This window comes from Streptomyces sp. NRRL B-1347 (assembly GCF_000720325.1).
Taxonomy (GTDB): Bacteria; Actinomycetota; Actinomycetes; order Streptomycetales; family Streptomycetaceae; genus Streptomyces.
This window is the reverse complement of the sequence record NZ_JOJM01000100.1, coordinates 1-16684: the sequence shown is the minus strand read 5'-3', so window position 1 is coordinate 16684 and position 16684 is coordinate 1. Positions and strand designations below refer to the sequence as shown.

Sequence of the window (16684 nt, the reverse complement as noted above, 5' to 3'; positions counted from 1 at the left end):
GTCCGCAGGCGCGCGCAGCGCGGTGTGCAGCACCGCACGCCCCTCCGTGGTGTTGATCCTCTCGCCCCGGAACATCGCGTCCCGCAGCCCGAACACGTCGGTGGCGGCGGCCAGTTCCTGGAGGAGGGCGAGCGTCTCGTCGGTCACCAGGTGCTTGGAGTAGTCGACGTGCAGGTCGCCGACCTGGACCGTGTAGCGCTCGGCACGGTCCGGGTCGGCGGCGAACAGCTCGCGCAGGTGGGTGCCCTCGGACTTGGCGCGGTGGTCCTCAAGGGCGGCCCACTGCGGTCGCCGGGTCAACAGGGGCGTGGTGTCAGGCATGTTGAACGGACTCCTTGGAGCCGGAGGCGTCTCCGTGCAGCGCGACGGCGTACATCTCGTCGGCGTCGAGGCGGCGGAGCTCTTCGGCGATGAGCTCGGCGGTCGAGCGGACCTTCAGGGCGAGGGTGCGCTCGGGCTGGCCGGGCAGGGACAGGGTGGCGAGGGGGCCTTCGGGGCGGTCGATGCGGATCTCTCCGTTCGCCGTGCCGAGGCGGACCGCGGTGACGACGGGGCCCGCGGTGGTGACGCGCTCGACCGGGACGCCGAGCCGGGCGCCGAGCCAGCGCGCGAGCAGCTCGGCGCTGGGGTTCTCGGCCTCGGACTCGACTGCGGCCGAGGTGATGTCGACGCGGGCCTGGTCGAGGGCCGCGGCCAGCATCGAGCGCCACGGCGTGAGCCGGGTCCAGGCCAGGTCGGTGTCGCCGGGGGCGTAGGACCTGGCGCGGTCCGCGAGCGCGGCGAGCGGGTCCTCGACGGCGTACGCGTCGGTGATGCGGCGGGCCGCGAGGGCGCCGAGCGGGTCCTTGGCGGGCTCGTCCGGGGCGTCGACGGGCCACCACACGACGACCGGGGCGTCGGGGAGCAGCAGCGGCAGGACGACGGAGTCGGCGTGCTTGCCGACCTCGCCGTACAGGCGCAGGAGCACGGTCTCGCCGGTGCCCGCGTCGGCGCCGACCCGGACCTCCGCGTCGAGGCGGTTGCCCTGCCGGTCGCGCGGGGAGCGCGCGGTGCGCCTGATGACCACGAGGGTGCGCGAGGGGTGCTCGCGGGCCGCCTCCTGGGCCGCCCTGGTGGCGTCGTAGGCGTTCTCCTCGTCGGTGACGATGACCATCGTGAGGACCATGCCCACGGCGGGGGTCCCGATGGCGCGGCGCCCTTCGACGAGCGCCTTGTTCACCTTGCTTGCCGTGGTGTCGGTCAGATCGATCTTCATGGCCTGCGCCAGCTCCGTCCGTCTCGTGCGAGCATTTCGTCCGCCTCGGCCGGGCCCCACGTACCGGCCGGGTAGCGCGCGGGCGTGCCGTGGGTGTCCCAGTGCTCCTCGATGGGATCGAGGATGCGCCAGGACTCCTCGACCTCCTCCGTGCGCGGGAAGAGGTTGGCGTCGCCGAGGAGGACGTCCAGGATCAGCCGTTCGTAGGCCTCGGGGCTGGATTCCGTGAACGACTCGCCGTACGCGAAGTCCATCGACACGTCGCGGATCTCCATCGAGGTACCCGGGACCTTGGATCCGAAGCGTACGGTCATGCCTTCGTCCGGCTGGACCCGGATGACGACCGCGTTCTGGCCGAGTTCCTCGGTGGCGGCTCCGTCGAACGGGGAGTGCGGGGCGCGCTGGAAGACGACCGCGATCTCGGTGACGCGGCGGCCCAGGCGCTTGCCGGTGCGCAGGTAGAACGGCACGCCCGCCCAGCGGCGATTGTCGATCTCCAGCTTGACGGCCGCGTAGGTGTCGGTCTTCGAGACGGGGGCGATCCCGTCTTCCTGGAGGTAGCCCTTGACCTGCTCGCCGCCCTGCCAGCCCGCGGCGTACTGGGCGCGGACCGTGTGCGCGTCCAAGTCGGCCGGGACGCGTACGGACTTCAGGACCTTGAGCTTCTCCATGACGAGCGACCCGGCGTCGAACGCGGCCGGCTCCTCCATGGCGGTCAGGGCCATGAGCTGGAGCAGGTGGTTCTGGATGACGTCGCGGGCGGCGCCGATGCCGTCGTAGTAGCCCGCGCGGCCGCCGATGCCGATGTCCTCGGCCATGGTGATCTGCACATGGTCGACGTAACTCCGGTTCCAGATGGGCTCGTACATCTGGTTGGCGAAGCGGAGCGCCAGGATGTTCTGGACGGTCTCCTTGCCGAGGTAGTGGTCGATGCGGAAGACCTGCTCGGGCGCGAACACGTCGTGGACGATCGCGTTGAGCTCCTTGGCGGAGGCGAGGTCGTGGCCGAAGGGCTTCTCGATGACGGCGCGCCGCCACGAGCCCTCGGGCGCGTCGGCGAGGCCGTGCTTCTTGAGCTGCTGGACGACCTTCGGGAAGAACTTCGGCGGTACGGAGAGGTAGAAGGCGTAGTTGCCGCTGGTGCCGCGCTTCTCGTCCAGCTCGTCGACGGCGTCGCGCAGCTGCTTGAAGGCGGTGTCGTCGTCGAAGTCGCCGGGGATGAAGCGCATGCCGTCGGCGAGCTGCTGCCAGACCTCCTCGCGGAACGGCGTCCGCGCGTGCTCGCGCACCGAGTCGTGGACGACCTGGGCGAAGTCCTGGTCCTCCCACTCGCGCCGGGCGAAGCCGAGGAGCGAGAAGCCCGGCGGGAGCAGACCGCGGTTGGCGAGGTCGTAGACGGCCGGCATCAGCTTCTTGCGGGACAGGTCGCCGGTGACGCCGAAGATGACGAGCCCGGAGGGGCCCGCGATGCGCGGCAGGCGGCGGTCGCGGGCGTCCCGCAGCGGGTTGCGCCACGTACTGCTGGGGGTCACTTGGTGTCCACTCCCTCGCCCTGAAGGCCCTGCAGGCGGGTGGCGACGGTGCCGAGGAGGTCGTTCCAGGCGACCGCGAACTTGGCCACGCCCTCGTCCTCCAGCTGCTGCACGACCTCGTCGTAGGAGATGCCGAGGGCGTCGACGGCCTTCAGGTCCGCGCGGGCCTGCTCGTAGCGGCCGGTCACCGTGTCGCCGGTGATCTCGCCGTGGTCGGCGGCGGCCTTCAGCGTCGCCTCCGGCATGGTGTTGACGGTGCCCGGCGCGACCAGCTCGTCGACGTACAGGGTGTCCTTGTACGCCGGGTCCTTGACGCCGGTCGAGGCCCACAGCGGGCGCTGCTTGTGGGCGCCCGCGGCCGCCAGGGCGCCTGCGCGCGCGGAGCCGAAGACCTCCTCGTACGCCTCGTACGCGAGGCGGGCGTTGGCGAGCGCGGCCCGGCCCTTCAGCTCCTTCGCGGCGTCCGTGCCGACCTTCTCGAGGCGCTTGTCGATCTCGGAGTCGACGCGGGAGACGAAGAAGGAGGCGACGGAGTGGATGGCGGCGAGGTCGTGGCCGCGCTCGTGGGCGAGTTCCAGTCCCTTGAGGTACGCGGCCATGACCTCGCGGTAGCGCTCGAGCGAGAAGATCAGCGTCACGTTGACGCTGATGCCGAGGCCGATGACCTCGGTGATCGCCGGGAGGCCCGCCAGGGTCGCCGGAATCTTGATCATGACGTTCGGCCGGTCGACGAGCCAGGCCAGCTGCTTGGCCTCGGCGACGGTGGCCTCGGTCTCGTGGGCCAGGCGCGGGTCGACCTCGATCGACACGCGGCCGTCGCGGCCGCCCGTCGCGTCGTACACGGGGCGCAGGACGTCGGCGGCGGCGCGGACGTCGGCCGTGGTCATCATGCGGACGGCCTCGTCGACGGTGACGCCGCGGACGGCCAGGTCCGCGAGCTGGTCCTCGTAGCCCTCGCCGGAGCCGATGGCGGCCTGGAAGATCGAGGGGTTGGTGGTGACGCCCACGACGTGGCCGTGCGCGACGGCCTCGGCGAGGTCGCCGGACTCGATGCGCTTGCGGGACAGGTCGTCCAGCCAGATGGAGACGCCTGCGTCGGACAGGGCCTGCAGAGCCGGCGAGGTGGGAACGGCGTTGCTCATGTTCTTCATCTTCTTTCGCGTACGTGCTGCGTAATGATCAAGCGCGGGCGGCGGCCAGGGATTCCCGGGCCTGCGCGGCGACGTTCTCGACGGTGAAGCCGAACTCGGCGAAGAGCGTGGCGGCGTCCGCGGAGGCGCCGAAGTGCTCCAGGGAGACGATGCGTCCGGCGTCACCGACATAGCGGTACCAGGTCAGGGCGATGCCCGCCTCGACGGCGACGCGCGCCTTGACGGCCGGCGGCAGGACGCTGTCGCGGTACTCCTTCGGCTGCTCCTCGAACCACTCCACCGACGGCATCGACACGACGCGGGTCGCGATGCCCTCGGCCTCCAGGCGCTCGCGGGCCCCGACGGCGAGCTGCACCTCGGAGCCGGTGGCGATCAGCACGACGTCCGGGGTCTCCTTCGACGCCTCGGCCAGGACGTAACCGCCCTTCGCGGCCGCCTCGTTGGCCTCGTACGTCGGTACGCCCTGCCGGGTGAGGGCCAGGCCGTGCGGGGCCGGGTCGGCCGAGCCGCGGCGCAGGATCTCGCGCCAGGCGACGGCCGTCTCGTTGGCGTCGGCCGGGCGGACCACGTTCAGGCCGGGGATGGCGCGCAGCGAGGCGAGGTGCTCGACGGGCTGGTGGGTGGGGCCGTCCTCGCCGAGGCCGACGGAGTCGTGGGTCCAGACGTAGGTGACGGGGAGCTGCATCAGCGCGGACATGCGGACGGCGTTGCGCATGTAGTCGGAGAACACCAGGAAGGTGCCGCCGTAGACGCGGGTGTTGCCGTGCAGCGCGATGCCGTTCATCTCGGCGGCCATCGAGAACTCGCGGATGCCGAAGTGCACGGTGCGGCCGTACGGGTCGGCCTCCGGCAGCGGGTTGCCCCGCGGCAGGAAGGAGCTCGCCTTGTCGATGGTGGTGTTGTTGGAGCCCGCCAGGTCGGCGGAGCCGCCCCACAGTTCGGGGATGACGGGGCCGAGCGCCTGCAGGACCTTGCCGGACGCGGCGCGCGTGGCGACCTTCGTGCCGGTCTCGAAGGCGGGCAGGGCCTGCTCCCAGCCCTCGGGGAGGCGGCCCGCGATGACGCGGTCCAGGAGCGCGGAGCGCTCGGGGTTGTCGGTGCGCCAGGCGGCGAGCCGCTTGTCCCAGGCGGTGTGCGCCTCGGCGCCGCGGTCCAGGGCCTCGCGGGTGTGGGCGATGACGTCGTCCGCGACGGCGAAGGACTGCTCGGGGTCGAAGCCGAGGACGCGCTTGGTGGCGGCGATCTCCTCGGCGCCGAGCGCGGAGCCGTGGGAGGCCTCGGTGTTCCGCGCGTTCGGCGCGGGCCAGGCGATGACCGTGCGCATCGCGATGAAGGACGGGCGCGCGGTCTCGGCCTTGGCGGCGGCGAGGGCCTCGTACAGGGCGTGGACGTCGATGTCGCCGTCGGCGCGCGGGGTGACGCGCTGCACGTGCCAGCCGTAGGCCTCGTAGCGCTTGAGGACGTCCTCGGAGAACGCGGTCTGCGTGTCGCCCTCGATGGAGATGTGGTTGTCGTCGTAGAGGAAGACGAGGTTGCCGAGCTTCTGGTGGCCCGCGAGGGAGGAGGCCTCGGCGGAGACGCCCTCCTCCAGGTCGCCGTCGGAGACGATCGTCCAGATGGTGTGGTCGAAGGGGCTCGTGCCCTCGGCGGCCTCGGGGTCGAACAGGCCGCGCTCGTAGCGGGCGGCCATGGCCATGCCGACGGCGTTGGCGGCGCCCTGGCCGAGGGGTCCCGTCGTCGTCTCGACACCGGCGGTGTGCCCGTACTCGGGGTGGCCCGGCGTCCGCGAGCCCTGGGTGCGGAACGCCTTGAGGTCGTCGAGGTCCAGCTCGTAGCCCGCGAGGAAGAGCTGGGTATAGAGCGTGAGGCTGGTGTGGCCGGGCGAGAGCACGAAGCGGTCGCGGCCGGTCCACTCCGGGTCGGCCGGGTCGTGCCGCATGACCTTCTGGAAGAGGGTGTACGCGGCGGGCGCCAGGCTCATGGCCGTGCCGGGGTGGCCGTTGCCGACCTTCTGCACGGCGTCGGCCGCCAGGAGGCGGGCGGTGTCGACGGCACGCTGGTCGAGATCGGTCCACTCGAAGGGGCCGAGAACATTCGGTGTCTGCGTGCTCATCTGAATGAATTCCTTCGCATCCGTAGTGCATCTGTCGTGCCCGAAGGCACGGTCCGCCGAGGACCAAAGCCCCTGGTCGAACCACCTACGAAGGTAAAGGTCATACTTTTGGCGAGGTAGGTGCCCCCGTGCCAGCGTTCGGTGAAAATGGGACACGCACAGCGGTCAGGGTCTCCGGAAGGGCCCTTTGAGCCAAGGACAGTGGATGACGGAGCGGGACGGCGCACGGACGAGCGCACATCTGGGAGCCGCGGAGCACATCCGTACCTACCCCTTCGACCCGAGCGCGAGCGTGTCCGGGGTCGGCATCCAGGTCGGTCCGATGGGCACGGAGGGCCCCTGGGCGGGTGGCGTGGGTCTGTCGCGGCGCGTGCACCGCATCGACTTCCACGTCCTGCTCTTCTTCCGCGCGGGCCCGGTCCGCCACACGATCGACTTCACGGAGTACGAGGCCGGGGCGGGCGACGTCCTGTGGATCCGGCCGGGGCAGGTACACAGCTTCTCGGCGACCGACCGGTACGTCGGCACGGCGCTCACCATGCAGCCCGGCTTCCTGCCGCGGGCGACCGTGGAGGCGACCGGCCTGTACCGCTACGACCGCCCGCCGCTGCTCCGCCCCGACGAGGCCCAGCGCGCCGCGCTCGACGCCTCTCTGGAGCAGTTGCAGCGCGAGTACCTGGACACGGCGACGCTGCCGCTGAGCCTGCACACCTCGGTCCTGCGGCACTCCCTCACGGCCTTCATGCTGCGGGTGGCACACGTGTCCGCGCAGGCCGCGGCGGACGAGTGCAGGCCGCAGCCGGACACGACGTTCACGCGGTTCCGCACGGCGGTCGAGCAGGGCTTCACCACCAACCACAGCGTCAGCGCCTACGCCGACGAGCTCGGCTACTCGCGCCGCACGCTCGTGCGCGCCGTGCGCGCCGCCACCGGCCAGACCCCGAAGGGCTTCATCGACCGGCGCGTGATCCTGGAGGCGAAGCGCCTGCTCGCCCACACCGAGCTGCCGGTGGGCCGCATCGGCGCGGCCGTCGGCTTCGCGGACTCGGCGAACTTCTCGAAGTACTTCCAGCAGCACACCGGGGTGACGCCTGCGGGGTTCCGCGGGGAACAGGCCTGAGTCCTCCGGGCGGTCCGGTCAGCGGCGCACCCGGGGCATGCCCAGGCCGATCCAGGAGATGATCTCGCGCTGGATCTCGTTGTTGCCGCCGCCGAAGGTGAAGATGACCGCGGAGCGGTAGCCGCGCTCCAGTTCGCCGTTCAGGACCGCGCCCGCCGAGCCCTCCTTCAGGGCGCCCGCGGCGGCCACGACCTCCATCAGCCAGGCGTACGCGGCGCGGCGCGCCTCCGAGCCGTAGACCTTGACGGCGGAGGCGTCCTGCGGGGTGAGCGTGCCGTCCTGGACGGCGTGCACCATCTGCCAGTTGAGGAGCTTCATCGCGTCCAGCTTGACGTGGGTCTGCGCCAGACGGCGGCGCACCCAGGGCAGGTCGATGACGCGGCGGCCGTCGGCGAGCTTGGTGGACGCGGCCCAGTGGCGCACGTCGTGCAGGGCCCGGATCGCCATGGTGCCGTGCGCGGCGAGCGTGACGCGCTCGTGGTTGAGCTGGTTGGTGATGAGCCGCCAGCCCTTGTTCTCCTCGCCGACGCGGTGGCGCGCGGGCACGCGGACGTTCTCGTAGTAGCTGGCCGTGGTGTCGTGCCCGGCGAGGGTGCTGATGACGGTGCAGGAGTAGCCGGGGTCGGTCGTCGGGACGAGGAGCATGGAGATGCCGTGGTGCGGCGGCGCGTCCGGATCGGTGCGCACGGCGAGCCACACCCAGTCGGCGGTGTCGCCGTTGGTCGTCCAGATCTTCTGCCCGTCGACCGTGTAGTGGCCGGTGGCCTCGTCGCCCTCGCGCACCGCCCGGGTCCTGAGGGAGGCGAGGTCGGTGCCCGCGTCGGGCTCGCTGTAGCCGATGGCGAAGTCGATCTCACCGGAGAGGATCTTCGGCAGGAAGTACGCCTTCTGCTCGTCGGTGCCGTAGCGCATGAGGGTCGGGCCGACGGTGTTGAGCGCCATCAGCGGCAGCGGGACGCCCGCCTGGGCGGCCTCGTCGAAGAAGATGAACTGCTCCATCGGCGTGAGTCCGCGCCCGCCGTACTCCTCGGGCCAGCCCACGCCGAGCCAGCGGTCGGCGCCGAGACGGCGGATCGTCTCGCGGTAGAACCGCTTCTGCGCGGCGCGGTCGCCGAACCGGGCGGTCGCGTGGTCGGGCACGAGCTCGGCGAAGTACGTGCGCAGTTCGGCGCGCAGCCGCTGCTGCTCGGGCGTGTATGCGAGGTGCACGGCCCCTCCTGGCGGTCCGTTGCGGTGTCGGCCTGACGCCGTCCCCAGCGCCACCGCGCGGCGGCGGCCCGGCTTGACGGCGGCCACAGTAGAACGTGTTCCAGTAAGGGGGAAGGGTGATGACGACACCTCTGCCCCGCCGCGGCGCCGTGGCGCTCCCCCGGGGCGCCCGCCGCCGTTGAGAGGCTGAGGCATGACGACTCATCAGCCACCGGGGGAAGGGGCGGGCCGCGGCGGCGAGGTGCCCGCCGCACAGGTGGGTGACACGCATCCGCTGTCCCTGACGCTCGTCGCGCTGACGGTGGTCAGCGGGTTCGTCGACGCCATCAGCTACCTCGGCCTGGGCCGCGTGTTCGCGGCGAACATGACCGGTAACGTCCTGGTGATCGGCTTCGCCGCGGGCGGGGCGCCGGGCTTCTCGGTCGCCGGGTCGCTGGTGTCGCTCGGCGCGTTCCTCGCGGGCGCGGTCGGCGCGGGGCGCCTCGCGCGGGCGTTCCGCGGGCGGCGGCGCGCGGCCTGGGTGCGGACCGCCCTGTGCGGCGAGGCGATGCTCCAAGGCGCCGCGACGGCCGTGGCGTTCACGGGCGGCGCCCACCGGACGCAGCTGCTGATCGCGCTGCTCGCGCTCGCCATGGGCCTGCGCAACGGCACGGTCCGCACCCTCGGCGTGCCGGACATGACCACGACCGTCCTCACCCAGACCCTGACGGGGCTCGCCTCGCAGTCCCGGCTCGCCGGGGGCAGCGATCCGCGCGCGGTGCGCCGCCTCACCGCGGTGGTGGCGATGGTCGCGGGCGCGCTGCCCGGCGCGTGGCTCGTGGTGCGGCACGGCATCGCCTGGCCGCTGCTGGTGAGCACGGCGATCGTGGCCGTGACGGCCGTCGCGTACCGCGAGAAGCCGGAAGCGGCCGCGCGCAAGCCCAAGTTTCGGACAGGACCTTGATTTAGACATTGTCTCGGTTTGGTCACGAGGCGGGAGAGCCCTGAACGCCGCCGGACGCGGTGCCCGTACTCACGCCACGAAGGCACTCGACAGCTCAGCGTCCACGACCGGCCCGGCGCCGCGGCGCCCCGGCCGACCGAAGTTCAGGAGACCGCGATGTTCAAGAAGACCAAGCCCGCCCTGTTCCTCGCCTCCTTCGCCACCGTCGGAGCCCTGGCCCTGACCGCCTGCGGTGGCGGCGGCAGCGACGACGGCGCCAAGAAGTCCGCGGGCAACGCCCCCGCCGCCAACGGCGACCGCGCCGGCGGCCAGGCCGGCGGCGGCTCCGCCGACAGTTCCGGCTACGACCTCTCGCTCCGCTCCGGCACCGCCCGCGAGAACAACGCGCCGCAGCGGACCGGCGACTGGGCCAACCCGCCCGGCAAGCCCGCGGCCAAGCCCGTGCAGCGCAAGTGGGTCCAGCTGTCGGCGGGCCGCGCGGGCGCCCTCGACCCGGTGGTCGTCAACGGCTCCGGCTTCACCCTCTACCGCTTCGACAAGGACACCGCCCAGCCGTCCAGGTCGAACTGCTCCGGCGCCTGCGCGACCACCTGGCCCCCCGTCCTCGTCGACCCGGGCAGCAAGATCTTCGTGGACGGCGTGAAGACGTCGGACGTCGGCGTCGTCAAGCGCGCCGACGGCACCCGCCAGGTGACGATCGGCGGCTGGCCCGTCTACCGCTTCAGCAAGGACCTCAAGCCCGGCGACACCAACGGCCAGGGCGTGGGCGGCACGTGGTTCGGCGTCACGCCGAACGGCCAGAAGGCCGGGCAGCCCGCGGGGGGCGGCGCGGACCAGGGCGGCGGCCAGGGCCAGGCCGACCCGGCGGGCAGCGTGATCCTCTTCGACAACGCCAACTTCCAGGACCCGGCGCAGGGCGTGGCAGGCCCGGGCTGCCAGAACGTGGCGCGCCCCAAGGTCGCCTCGTCCCTGTCGGCCGACGGCTCCCTGAAGCTGTGGTCGCGCCCCAACTGCAAGGGCGAGTCCAAGGTGGTCTCCGGGGACGTGGCGGACCTGCGCACCGTCGGCTTCGACAACAAGGTGAGCTCGATCGCGTTCGGCTGACCGGGCGAGCGGCGGGGGGCGCGTCAGGCGGCTCCCCGCGCCCGCCCCGGCCGGGCGGCGGCATCACGGGCCCACCCCACGTGCCCGTCCGGCCGGATCAGCGCGGAGCCCACGCCTGCCCAGTCGGCACGGTCCCCGACCGGCGGCCCCTGGTGGACGAGCACGTCCGCCGAGGGGCCGTCGGCCTGTCCTGCGAAGTCGAGCAGGACGGGGCGCCCCTCGCGCAGCAGGTCGAAGAGGCGCACGCCCGGGCCGAGTCGGAGGTTCGGCGCGCGGCGTCCGGTCAGCGGGTGGTCGCCGCCGCCGTCGCGGGTCTCGTACGTGTCCGTGTACGCGGTCGCGTACGCGACCCCGAGGCCCGAGAGGCCGTCGGCGAGGCGCCGGGAGAACGCGGGCACGGTGGCGACGGCCGAGCCGAGCACCTCGCGCAGGGCGCGCCCCTCGGCGGAGTAGGCGGTCATGAGGGCCGTCTGGGCGCGGGTGCTGGTGACCAACTCGGCGCCGACCGGGTGCCGTTCGCTGTGATAGGTGTCGAGCAGCGCGTCCGGGGCCGTGCCGCGCAGGACGGCGGCCAGTTTCCAGCCGAGGTTGGTGGCGTCCTGCACGCCGACGTTCAGGCCGACGCCGCCCGCCGGGAAGTGCATGTGGGCCGCGTCGCCCGCGAGCAGGACCCGGCCCTTGCGGTAGGTCGCCGCCTGGCGCGTCGCGTTGCCGAACCGGGAGAGCCAGCGGGGGTCACGCATCCCGAAGTCGTCGCCGACGACGCTCAGGACGGCGGCGCGCAGCTCGTCGAAGGTGAACTCGCCGGGCCGGTCCGCCCGTTGCCCCTCGGGTCCGTGTCCGACGAACCGGTGGACCCCATCGGGCATGCGGACGCACATGACGCCGCCCCGGGGTGTGGACGCGCTCAGCGCGGGCCGGGCGGGCGGCCGGTCCAGGACGACGTCCCCGAGCCAGCCCCAGACCGTGGCGTCGGTGCCGGGGAAGTCGATGTCCGCGGCGGCGCGCACGGTGCTGCGGGTGCCGTCGCAGCCCACGACGTACGCGGCCTCGATGCCGTAGGCGCCCTCGGGGCCCGCGGCGTCGACGCGGACGCCGGAGGCGTGCTCGGCCAGGCCGGTGAGGCGGTGGCCACGCCGGATGTCGGCACCCGCGGCCCGCGCCCGCTCTTCGAGGAGGGCCTCGGTGCGGACCTGCGGCAGCGCGAGCGTGAAGGGGTAGGGGGTGTCCAGGACGCTGAAGTCGAGGCGCTGGTCGAGCGCCCCGTAGTGCCCGTCGGGGATGCGCAGGCCCTCGGCGAGGAACGGCTCGACGGCGCCGCGCATGGCCAGGACCTCCAGCGTGCGCGGGTGCACGGTGAGCGCCTTGGAGTGCGGGGACGGCTCGGGCCGCGCCTCCAGGACGGTCACCCGCGCCCCGCCCAGGCGCAGTTCGGCGGCCAGCCACAGGCCGACCGGGCCCGCCCCGGCGATGACGACGTGGGAGTTCGGGTGGTGTGTGCGCACGGGCGCTCCTTTGCTGTCAGGTGTCCGGAACGCCGCGGACCACGGCCGTCACCGACGGAGGCACGCGTCACGCCTCGCCTCGCATTTGGTCAGTGACCAATTCCGGATGACCTCAGTAGACTAGGTCAGTGACCAAAAGGCAAGAGCCGCCCGTGCGGGCGGAGAGCAGCTACCGCGCGGGCCTGAGCCCCCGGGCCGTCGCCCGCGCCGCCCTCGGCATGCTGGCCGAGAAGGGTGCCGACGGCGTCTCCGTGCGCGGCACGGCCGAGCGCCTCGGGGTGCGGATGAACACCGTGCTGTGGCACGCCAAGACCAAGACCCGGCTCCTGGAGCTGATGGCCGACGCGATCGTCGACGAGGTCTCGCTGGACGGGCTGCCGACCGAGTGGCGGGAGCGCGTGCACGAGCTCATGCGCCGCTTCCGGCGGGCGCTGCTCGCCCACCGGGACGGCGCCCGGATCGTCACGGGCACGTACGCGGCCGAGCCCGCGACGCTGCGCTTCGCCGAGACGCTCACCGCGGCGCTGCTCGACGGCGGCCTGCCCGACCGCGAGGCCGCGTGGACGGTGTGGAACCTCCAGTACTTCGTCCTGGGCCTGACGCAGGAGGAGCAGTCCGCGCCGGACGCGGTGGACCCGCGCTTCGCCGACGGGCTCGCGGCGGGTGACTACCCGTCACTGAGCCGGCTGTCGGCGCACTTCGGCGACGCGTCGTTCGACGGCCGGTTCGACCACGGGCTCGCGCTGCTCCTGGGGCCCGGGCGGAGCTGAGCACCCGGGCCCGCGCGGTCCGCGCCGCGCCCTGCTCAGGCGTCGTCGGCGGCGGCCAGCAGGGCCGCCACGTCGATCTTCCGCATCTTCATCAGGGCCGCGAACGCCCGCTCGGTGCGGCTCGTGTCCGGGTCGGTCATCAGCTCGCCGATGACGGCGGGCACGACCTGCCAGGACAGGCCGTACTTGTCCGTCAGCCAGCCGCACTGGCTCTCCGCGCCGCCGTCCGCGGTGAGCCGGGACCAGTAGTGGTCGACCTCCGCCTGGTCCGCGCAGTCGATCACGAAGGAGACGGCTTCGTCGAAGGTGAACTCGGGGCCGCCGTTGAGAGCCGTGTACGGCTGGCCGTCCAGCTCGAAGTCGACGGTCAGCACGGTGCCCGCAGGGCGGGGCCCGGCCTCTCCGTAGTACGACACGTGGTTGACCTTCGAGTTCGGGAAGACCGAGACGTAGAACTCCGCGGCCTCCAGGGCCTTCGTGTCGAACCACAGGTTGGGGGTGATCTTGGGCATGGCACTCTCCTGTCGCCTGGTCGTCGGCGGCGGCCCGCGAGCCGCCGCTCCGCTCCCACTGATGACCCTCGCCCGGGCCGGAACTCATCGCCACCGGGCGGGTCGGGAGCCACGGCTCAGCTCGTCAGGAGCGCGGTGAGGCGGTCCAGGAAGGCGCGCTGGCCCGCGACGAGCCTGTCGTGGGCCCGGTCCAGGGGGAACCAGGCCACCCGGTCGAGTTCGGGGAACTCCTGGACGCGGCCCGAGCGGGGCGGCCACTCCATCTCGAAGGTGCCGGGCACCACGGACGCGGGGTCCAGGTCGGCCTCGACGGCCCAGACGGTCACCGTCTTGCCGCCCGTCTGGCGCACGTCGCCCAGCGGGAGGCGGGGGCCGGTGGGGGCCGGAAGGCCGAGTTCCTCCTCGAACTCGCGCTCCGCGGCGGCCAGCGGCTCCTCGTCGTCGCCGTACTCCCCCTTCGGGACGGACCAGGCGGCCTGGTCGCGGCGCGCCCAGAACGGCCCGCCCATGTGGCCGATGAGCACCTCCGGCTCCGGGCCCCGCGTACGGAAGAGGAGCAGTCCGGCGCTGCGGCGGGCGGTCATGACGGCGGGTGGTGTGGGGGCTGCATGCGCAGGGACCCTACGCCTCCGGCGGCGCGGGCAGGCGGGACGCGCCGCCCGCGGGGCGGTGGCGCGTCCGGATCCCCGGCCCGGCTAGGCCTCCGTCAGCGTGGCGACTCCCGGGCCTTCGAGCTCGGCGAGTGCCGCCCCTCGCCCGGAGACGGCCAAGAGCAGGGCCAGCGCGGGTCCCTTGACCTCCGGGCCCGTGCCGATCGCCAGGTCGGTGTCCGTCGCGGTGAGGCGGACGCGGGCCGTCAGTTCCTTGGCGCCGCCGAAGGAAGCGGGCGTACGCGTCTGCAGACGGAGCGCTCTGCCGACGGCTGCCTGCGGGTAGGCGCGGGTGAGGCCCACGGGTCGGCGGATGTCCTCGCCGTGGACGATCTCCTCGACGAGCCTGCTGTCGAGGGGCGCGGGTGGCGTCGAGGTCCGCGACGCCACCCGGCGCAGGCGCTCCAGCGTCTCCTGCGGTGCCGCACCGCGCTCGCGCTCCACCCCGCGTGCGTTCTGCCGGTCGAAGTCGAACCGTGCCCGCACGAGACCGGCCACGAAGCCGATTCGGGTCGTGCGGGCCGTGTCGACCAGGTGGGCGGCCACGTCGTGCACGCTCCAGCCCGCGCACAGGGACGGCGTGCTCCACCGCTCGTCGTCGAGGTGCGCGAGGTCGTCGATGAGTGCCGCGCGCTCCGCGTGCACCAGCGACCAGACGTCGTCCTTCATGGCGGTTTCCTTCGTTCGATCACACGGTCTGCCAAGGGGGGACCGGCGGAACGGCGTGAACTCATCGCCCGGTGCGCGCCCCGTACGGCACCACCGCGACGGGGCAGGACACGCGGTGGACCACCGAGTGCGCCGTGCCGCCCAGGTGCGGGCCCTTGGTGACGCGGCGGCCGATGACCAGCAGCGAGGCCCCGAGCGAGGCCTTCAGGAGATGGTGTCCCGGACGCCCGAACACCGCCTCCTGTACCACCTCGACCTGCGGAAACGTACGCCGCCACGGCCGCAGGAGGGTGCTGAGCCGGTCCCGGGCGTCCGCCTCCGCGCCGAGGAGGCCGGACAGGTCCGTCGGCTCGGCCGCGGCGGTGGCGCCCCGCCCCGCCGTCCAGGCGTGGACCGCGTGCAGTGGCGCGCCCCGGGCCGCCGCCGCGCCGAAGGCGTAGGCGAACGCGGGGTCGCCGGGGTGCTCGACGTCGACGCCGAGCACGACCGGGCGGTACGGCGTGCCGCGCGAGGGCGCTCCGGCGGCGTCGGGGACGTGTGCGTCCTCGGGCCGCTCCCCCGCGCGGACGAGGACCACGGGCCGCTCGGCGCGGGCGGCGACGCCCGCCGCGACCGAGCCGACCAGGAACCCCGCGAACCCGGAAGGGCCGGACAGGCCCCGGGAGCCGAGCACCAGGGACTCGGCCTCCGCCGACGCGGCGAGGAGCGCGGGCACCGCGGGTCCGCAGGGCTGCTGGGCGTGGATCTCCAGGGCCGGATGGACGTACGCCAGTGTGATCGCGGCGCGGTCGAGGACGCCGCGGGCCCGGTCGGCCAGGTGCAGGACGCGGCGGCCCCCGACCCGGTGCGCGGGCGGGATCCCGGCGTGCACCAGGCGCAGCGGGACGCGGTGGCGCAGGGCCTCGCGGGCTGCCCAGTCCGCGGCGTCCATGCTGGCGTAGGAGCCGTCGATGCCCACGGTGACGACGCGGGGGACGGCGGGACGGGCGGCGCCGGAACGGGTGCCGGAGGGGGACGGGGTGCGGTCGTGTTTCATGTCGTGCCCCAGCGGGATGGATGGGTGGACGGTCGGTGCGGGTCGGCACGGGCGGGCCCGGTCGTCTCGGCCGGGCCCGCCGGGCCGGGCCGGGGCCCGGCCCGGTGGAGCCGGTCAGTAGGGCCACGACCAGTCGGCGACCTCCGGCAGGTCCGTGCCGTGCTCGCGGATCCAGGCGTGGTGGCGCGTCCGGGCGTCGGCCATGAGCTGGCGCAGTTGCAGATGGCCGTGGCCCGCGCGGCGGTAGGCCAGGCGGTGGATGAGCCACGGGTAGCCGTGGTAGGCGAAGATGACCGGCTTGTCGCGGGTGAAGAGCGCGTCGTACTCGAAGTCGGCCATGCCGTGCGGGTGTTCCTCGCGCGGCATGAGGCGCGCGATGTCGACGACGTTCACGACGCGGACCGCGAGTTCCGGCAGGTGCTCGCGCAGCAGGGCCGTGGCCGCGAGGACCTCAGCCGGGGTCCTGGTGCGAGAAGCCGTTGTGGTCCTGGCGCCACACGTGCGAGGTGAGCAGGTAGTTGAGCGAGGGGACGGGGGCGCGCCAGGGCAGGGAGCGGGCCGTCTTCAGCCACTTGATGTGCTGGTTGACCATGGAGTCGACGATGTGCACGAACGCCTCGTACGACGAGAACAGGCCGTGGCGGCCGGTGAGGAGGTAGCCCTCCAGCCAGCCCTGGCAGAGGTGTTCGGAGAGGACCTCCATGATCCGGCCGTCGGGGGCGAGGTGTTCGTCGGTGGGCAGCGTCCGCTCCTGCCAGGCCTTGCCGGTGACGGAGAACAGCGCGCCCAAGCGGTTGGACTCGGTCTCGTCGGGGCCGACGACGCGGAAGTCGCGGCGTTCGGCGGTGTCGGCGAGGACCTTCGCGAGCAGCCCGCCGAGCACCCGGGTCGGCTCGTGCAGGGCGGTGCCGGGCTTGTCGACCGCGACGGCGAAGTCCTCCAGGGGGCGCAGGGGGAGGCTGCGGGTGAGCTGGCCGCCGTTGGCGTGCGGGCTCGCGCCGAGGCGCCGGTCGCCCTCGGGGACGCAGGCGAGGACCTGCGCGGTGGGGCGCCCTTCGGCGTCGAAGAGCTCCTCGGGCCGGTAGGAGCGCAGCCAGTCCTCCAGCTGCCGCAGG

The 16684-nt window shown here is 73.3% G+C and carries 14 protein-coding genes and 2 pseudogenes; 4 read left to right on the top strand and 12 right to left on the bottom strand.

What is annotated here, in order from left to right:
* The 5 genes and pseudogenes from IG74_RS0141565 to tkt all read right to left on the bottom strand — a co-directional run.
* Positions 1–321: pseudogene (locus tag IG74_RS0141565) on the bottom strand (glucose-6-phosphate isomerase); the annotation flags it as partial.
* The gene (gene opcA / locus IG74_RS0141560; RefSeq protein ID WP_030688334.1) at positions 314–1255 is read right to left on the bottom strand and encodes a glucose-6-phosphate dehydrogenase assembly protein OpcA; all 942 of its coding nucleotides are present in this window, start codon (positions 1253–1255) and stop codon (positions 314–316) included. The gene opcA and the pseudogene IG74_RS0141565, both read right to left, overlap by 8 nt.
* Entirely contained in the window at positions 1252–2787 is a 1536-nt protein-coding gene (gene zwf, locus IG74_RS0141555) for a glucose-6-phosphate dehydrogenase (protein ID WP_030688333.1), read from the bottom strand. The genes opcA and zwf overlap by 4 nt, the downstream gene beginning before the upstream one ends.
* On the bottom strand, positions 2784–3938 hold the full coding sequence (gene tal, locus IG74_RS0141550) for a transaldolase (RefSeq protein WP_030688331.1): 1155 nt from the start codon (positions 3936–3938) through the stop codon (positions 2784–2786). The genes zwf and tal overlap by 4 nt, the downstream gene beginning before the upstream one ends.
* A 28-nt stretch (positions 3939–3966) precedes the next feature.
* Entirely contained in the window at positions 3967–6051 is a 2085-nt protein-coding gene (tkt, locus tag IG74_RS0141545; RefSeq protein ID WP_030688328.1) for a transketolase, read from the bottom strand.
* 205 nt (positions 6052–6256) lie between these two features.
* Between tkt and IG74_RS0141540 the strand changes: the two genes are divergently transcribed.
* On the top strand, positions 6257–7171 hold the full coding sequence (locus IG74_RS0141540) for a helix-turn-helix transcriptional regulator (protein ID WP_030688326.1): 915 nt from the start codon (positions 6257–6259) through the stop codon (positions 7169–7171).
* A gap of 18 nt (positions 7172–7189) precedes the next feature.
* Here the strand turns inward: IG74_RS0141540 and IG74_RS0141535 are convergent, their stop codons facing one another.
* Positions 7190–8380 (bottom strand): acyl-CoA dehydrogenase family protein, encoded by a 1191-nt coding sequence (locus IG74_RS0141535; RefSeq protein WP_030688324.1) that lies wholly within the window; start codon positions 8378–8380, stop codon positions 7190–7192.
* A 193-nt stretch (positions 8381–8573) separates the two neighbouring features.
* On the opposite strand from IG74_RS0141535, the gene IG74_RS0141530 reads away from it, so the two are divergent.
* Both IG74_RS0141530 and IG74_RS0141525 read left to right on the top strand, forming a co-directional pair.
* Positions 8574–9323 carry a YoaK family protein gene (locus IG74_RS0141530; protein ID WP_051856508.1) on the top strand — a complete coding sequence of 250 codons (750 nt, stop codon included), beginning with the start codon at positions 8574–8576 and terminating at the stop codon, positions 9321–9323.
* Between the two features lie 156 nt (positions 9324–9479).
* Positions 9480–10427 carry a hypothetical protein gene (locus tag IG74_RS0141525; protein WP_030688321.1) on the top strand — a complete coding sequence of 316 codons (948 nt, stop codon included), beginning with the start codon at positions 9480–9482 and terminating at the stop codon, positions 10425–10427.
* 23 nt (positions 10428–10450) lie between these two features.
* On the opposite strand, the gene IG74_RS0141520 is transcribed toward IG74_RS0141525, so the two are convergent.
* A complete protein-coding gene (locus tag IG74_RS0141520; protein ID WP_037827030.1) occupies positions 10451–11932 on the bottom strand; it encodes an FAD-dependent monooxygenase in 1482 nt (493 codons plus the stop codon).
* 128 nt (positions 11933–12060) lie between these two features.
* Between IG74_RS0141520 and IG74_RS0141515 the strand changes: the two genes are divergently transcribed.
* Positions 12061–12702, top strand: coding sequence for a TetR/AcrR family transcriptional regulator C-terminal domain-containing protein (locus tag IG74_RS0141515; RefSeq protein WP_030688318.1), 642 nt, complete (start codon positions 12061–12063; stop codon positions 12700–12702).
* A 35-nt stretch (positions 12703–12737) separates the two neighbouring features.
* Here IG74_RS0141515 and IG74_RS0141510 read toward each other — a convergent pair whose 3' ends face one another.
* From IG74_RS0141510 to IG74_RS46760, 5 genes and pseudogenes are all read right to left on the bottom strand, one after another.
* Positions 12738–13214, bottom strand: coding sequence for a VOC family protein (locus IG74_RS0141510; RefSeq protein WP_030688316.1), 477 nt, complete (start codon positions 13212–13214; stop codon positions 12738–12740).
* Positions 13215–13330: 116 nt separating this feature from the next.
* Positions 13331–13798 carry an NUDIX domain-containing protein gene (locus tag IG74_RS0141505; RefSeq protein ID WP_030688314.1) on the bottom strand — a complete coding sequence of 156 codons (468 nt, stop codon included), beginning with the start codon at positions 13796–13798 and terminating at the stop codon, positions 13331–13333.
* Positions 13799–13909: 111 nt separating this feature from the next.
* On the bottom strand, positions 13910–14533 hold the full coding sequence (locus tag IG74_RS0141500; RefSeq protein ID WP_030688312.1) for a maleylpyruvate isomerase family mycothiol-dependent enzyme: 624 nt from the start codon (positions 14531–14533) through the stop codon (positions 13910–13912).
* A 61-nt stretch (positions 14534–14594) separates the two neighbouring features.
* Complete coding sequence (locus IG74_RS0141495) at positions 14595–15569, bottom strand: universal stress protein (RefSeq protein WP_030688309.1); 975 nt, start codon at positions 15567–15569, stop codon at positions 14595–14597.
* Positions 15570–15683: 114 nt separating this feature from the next.
* Positions 15684–16684: pseudogene (locus IG74_RS46760) on the bottom strand (hypothetical protein); the annotation flags it as partial.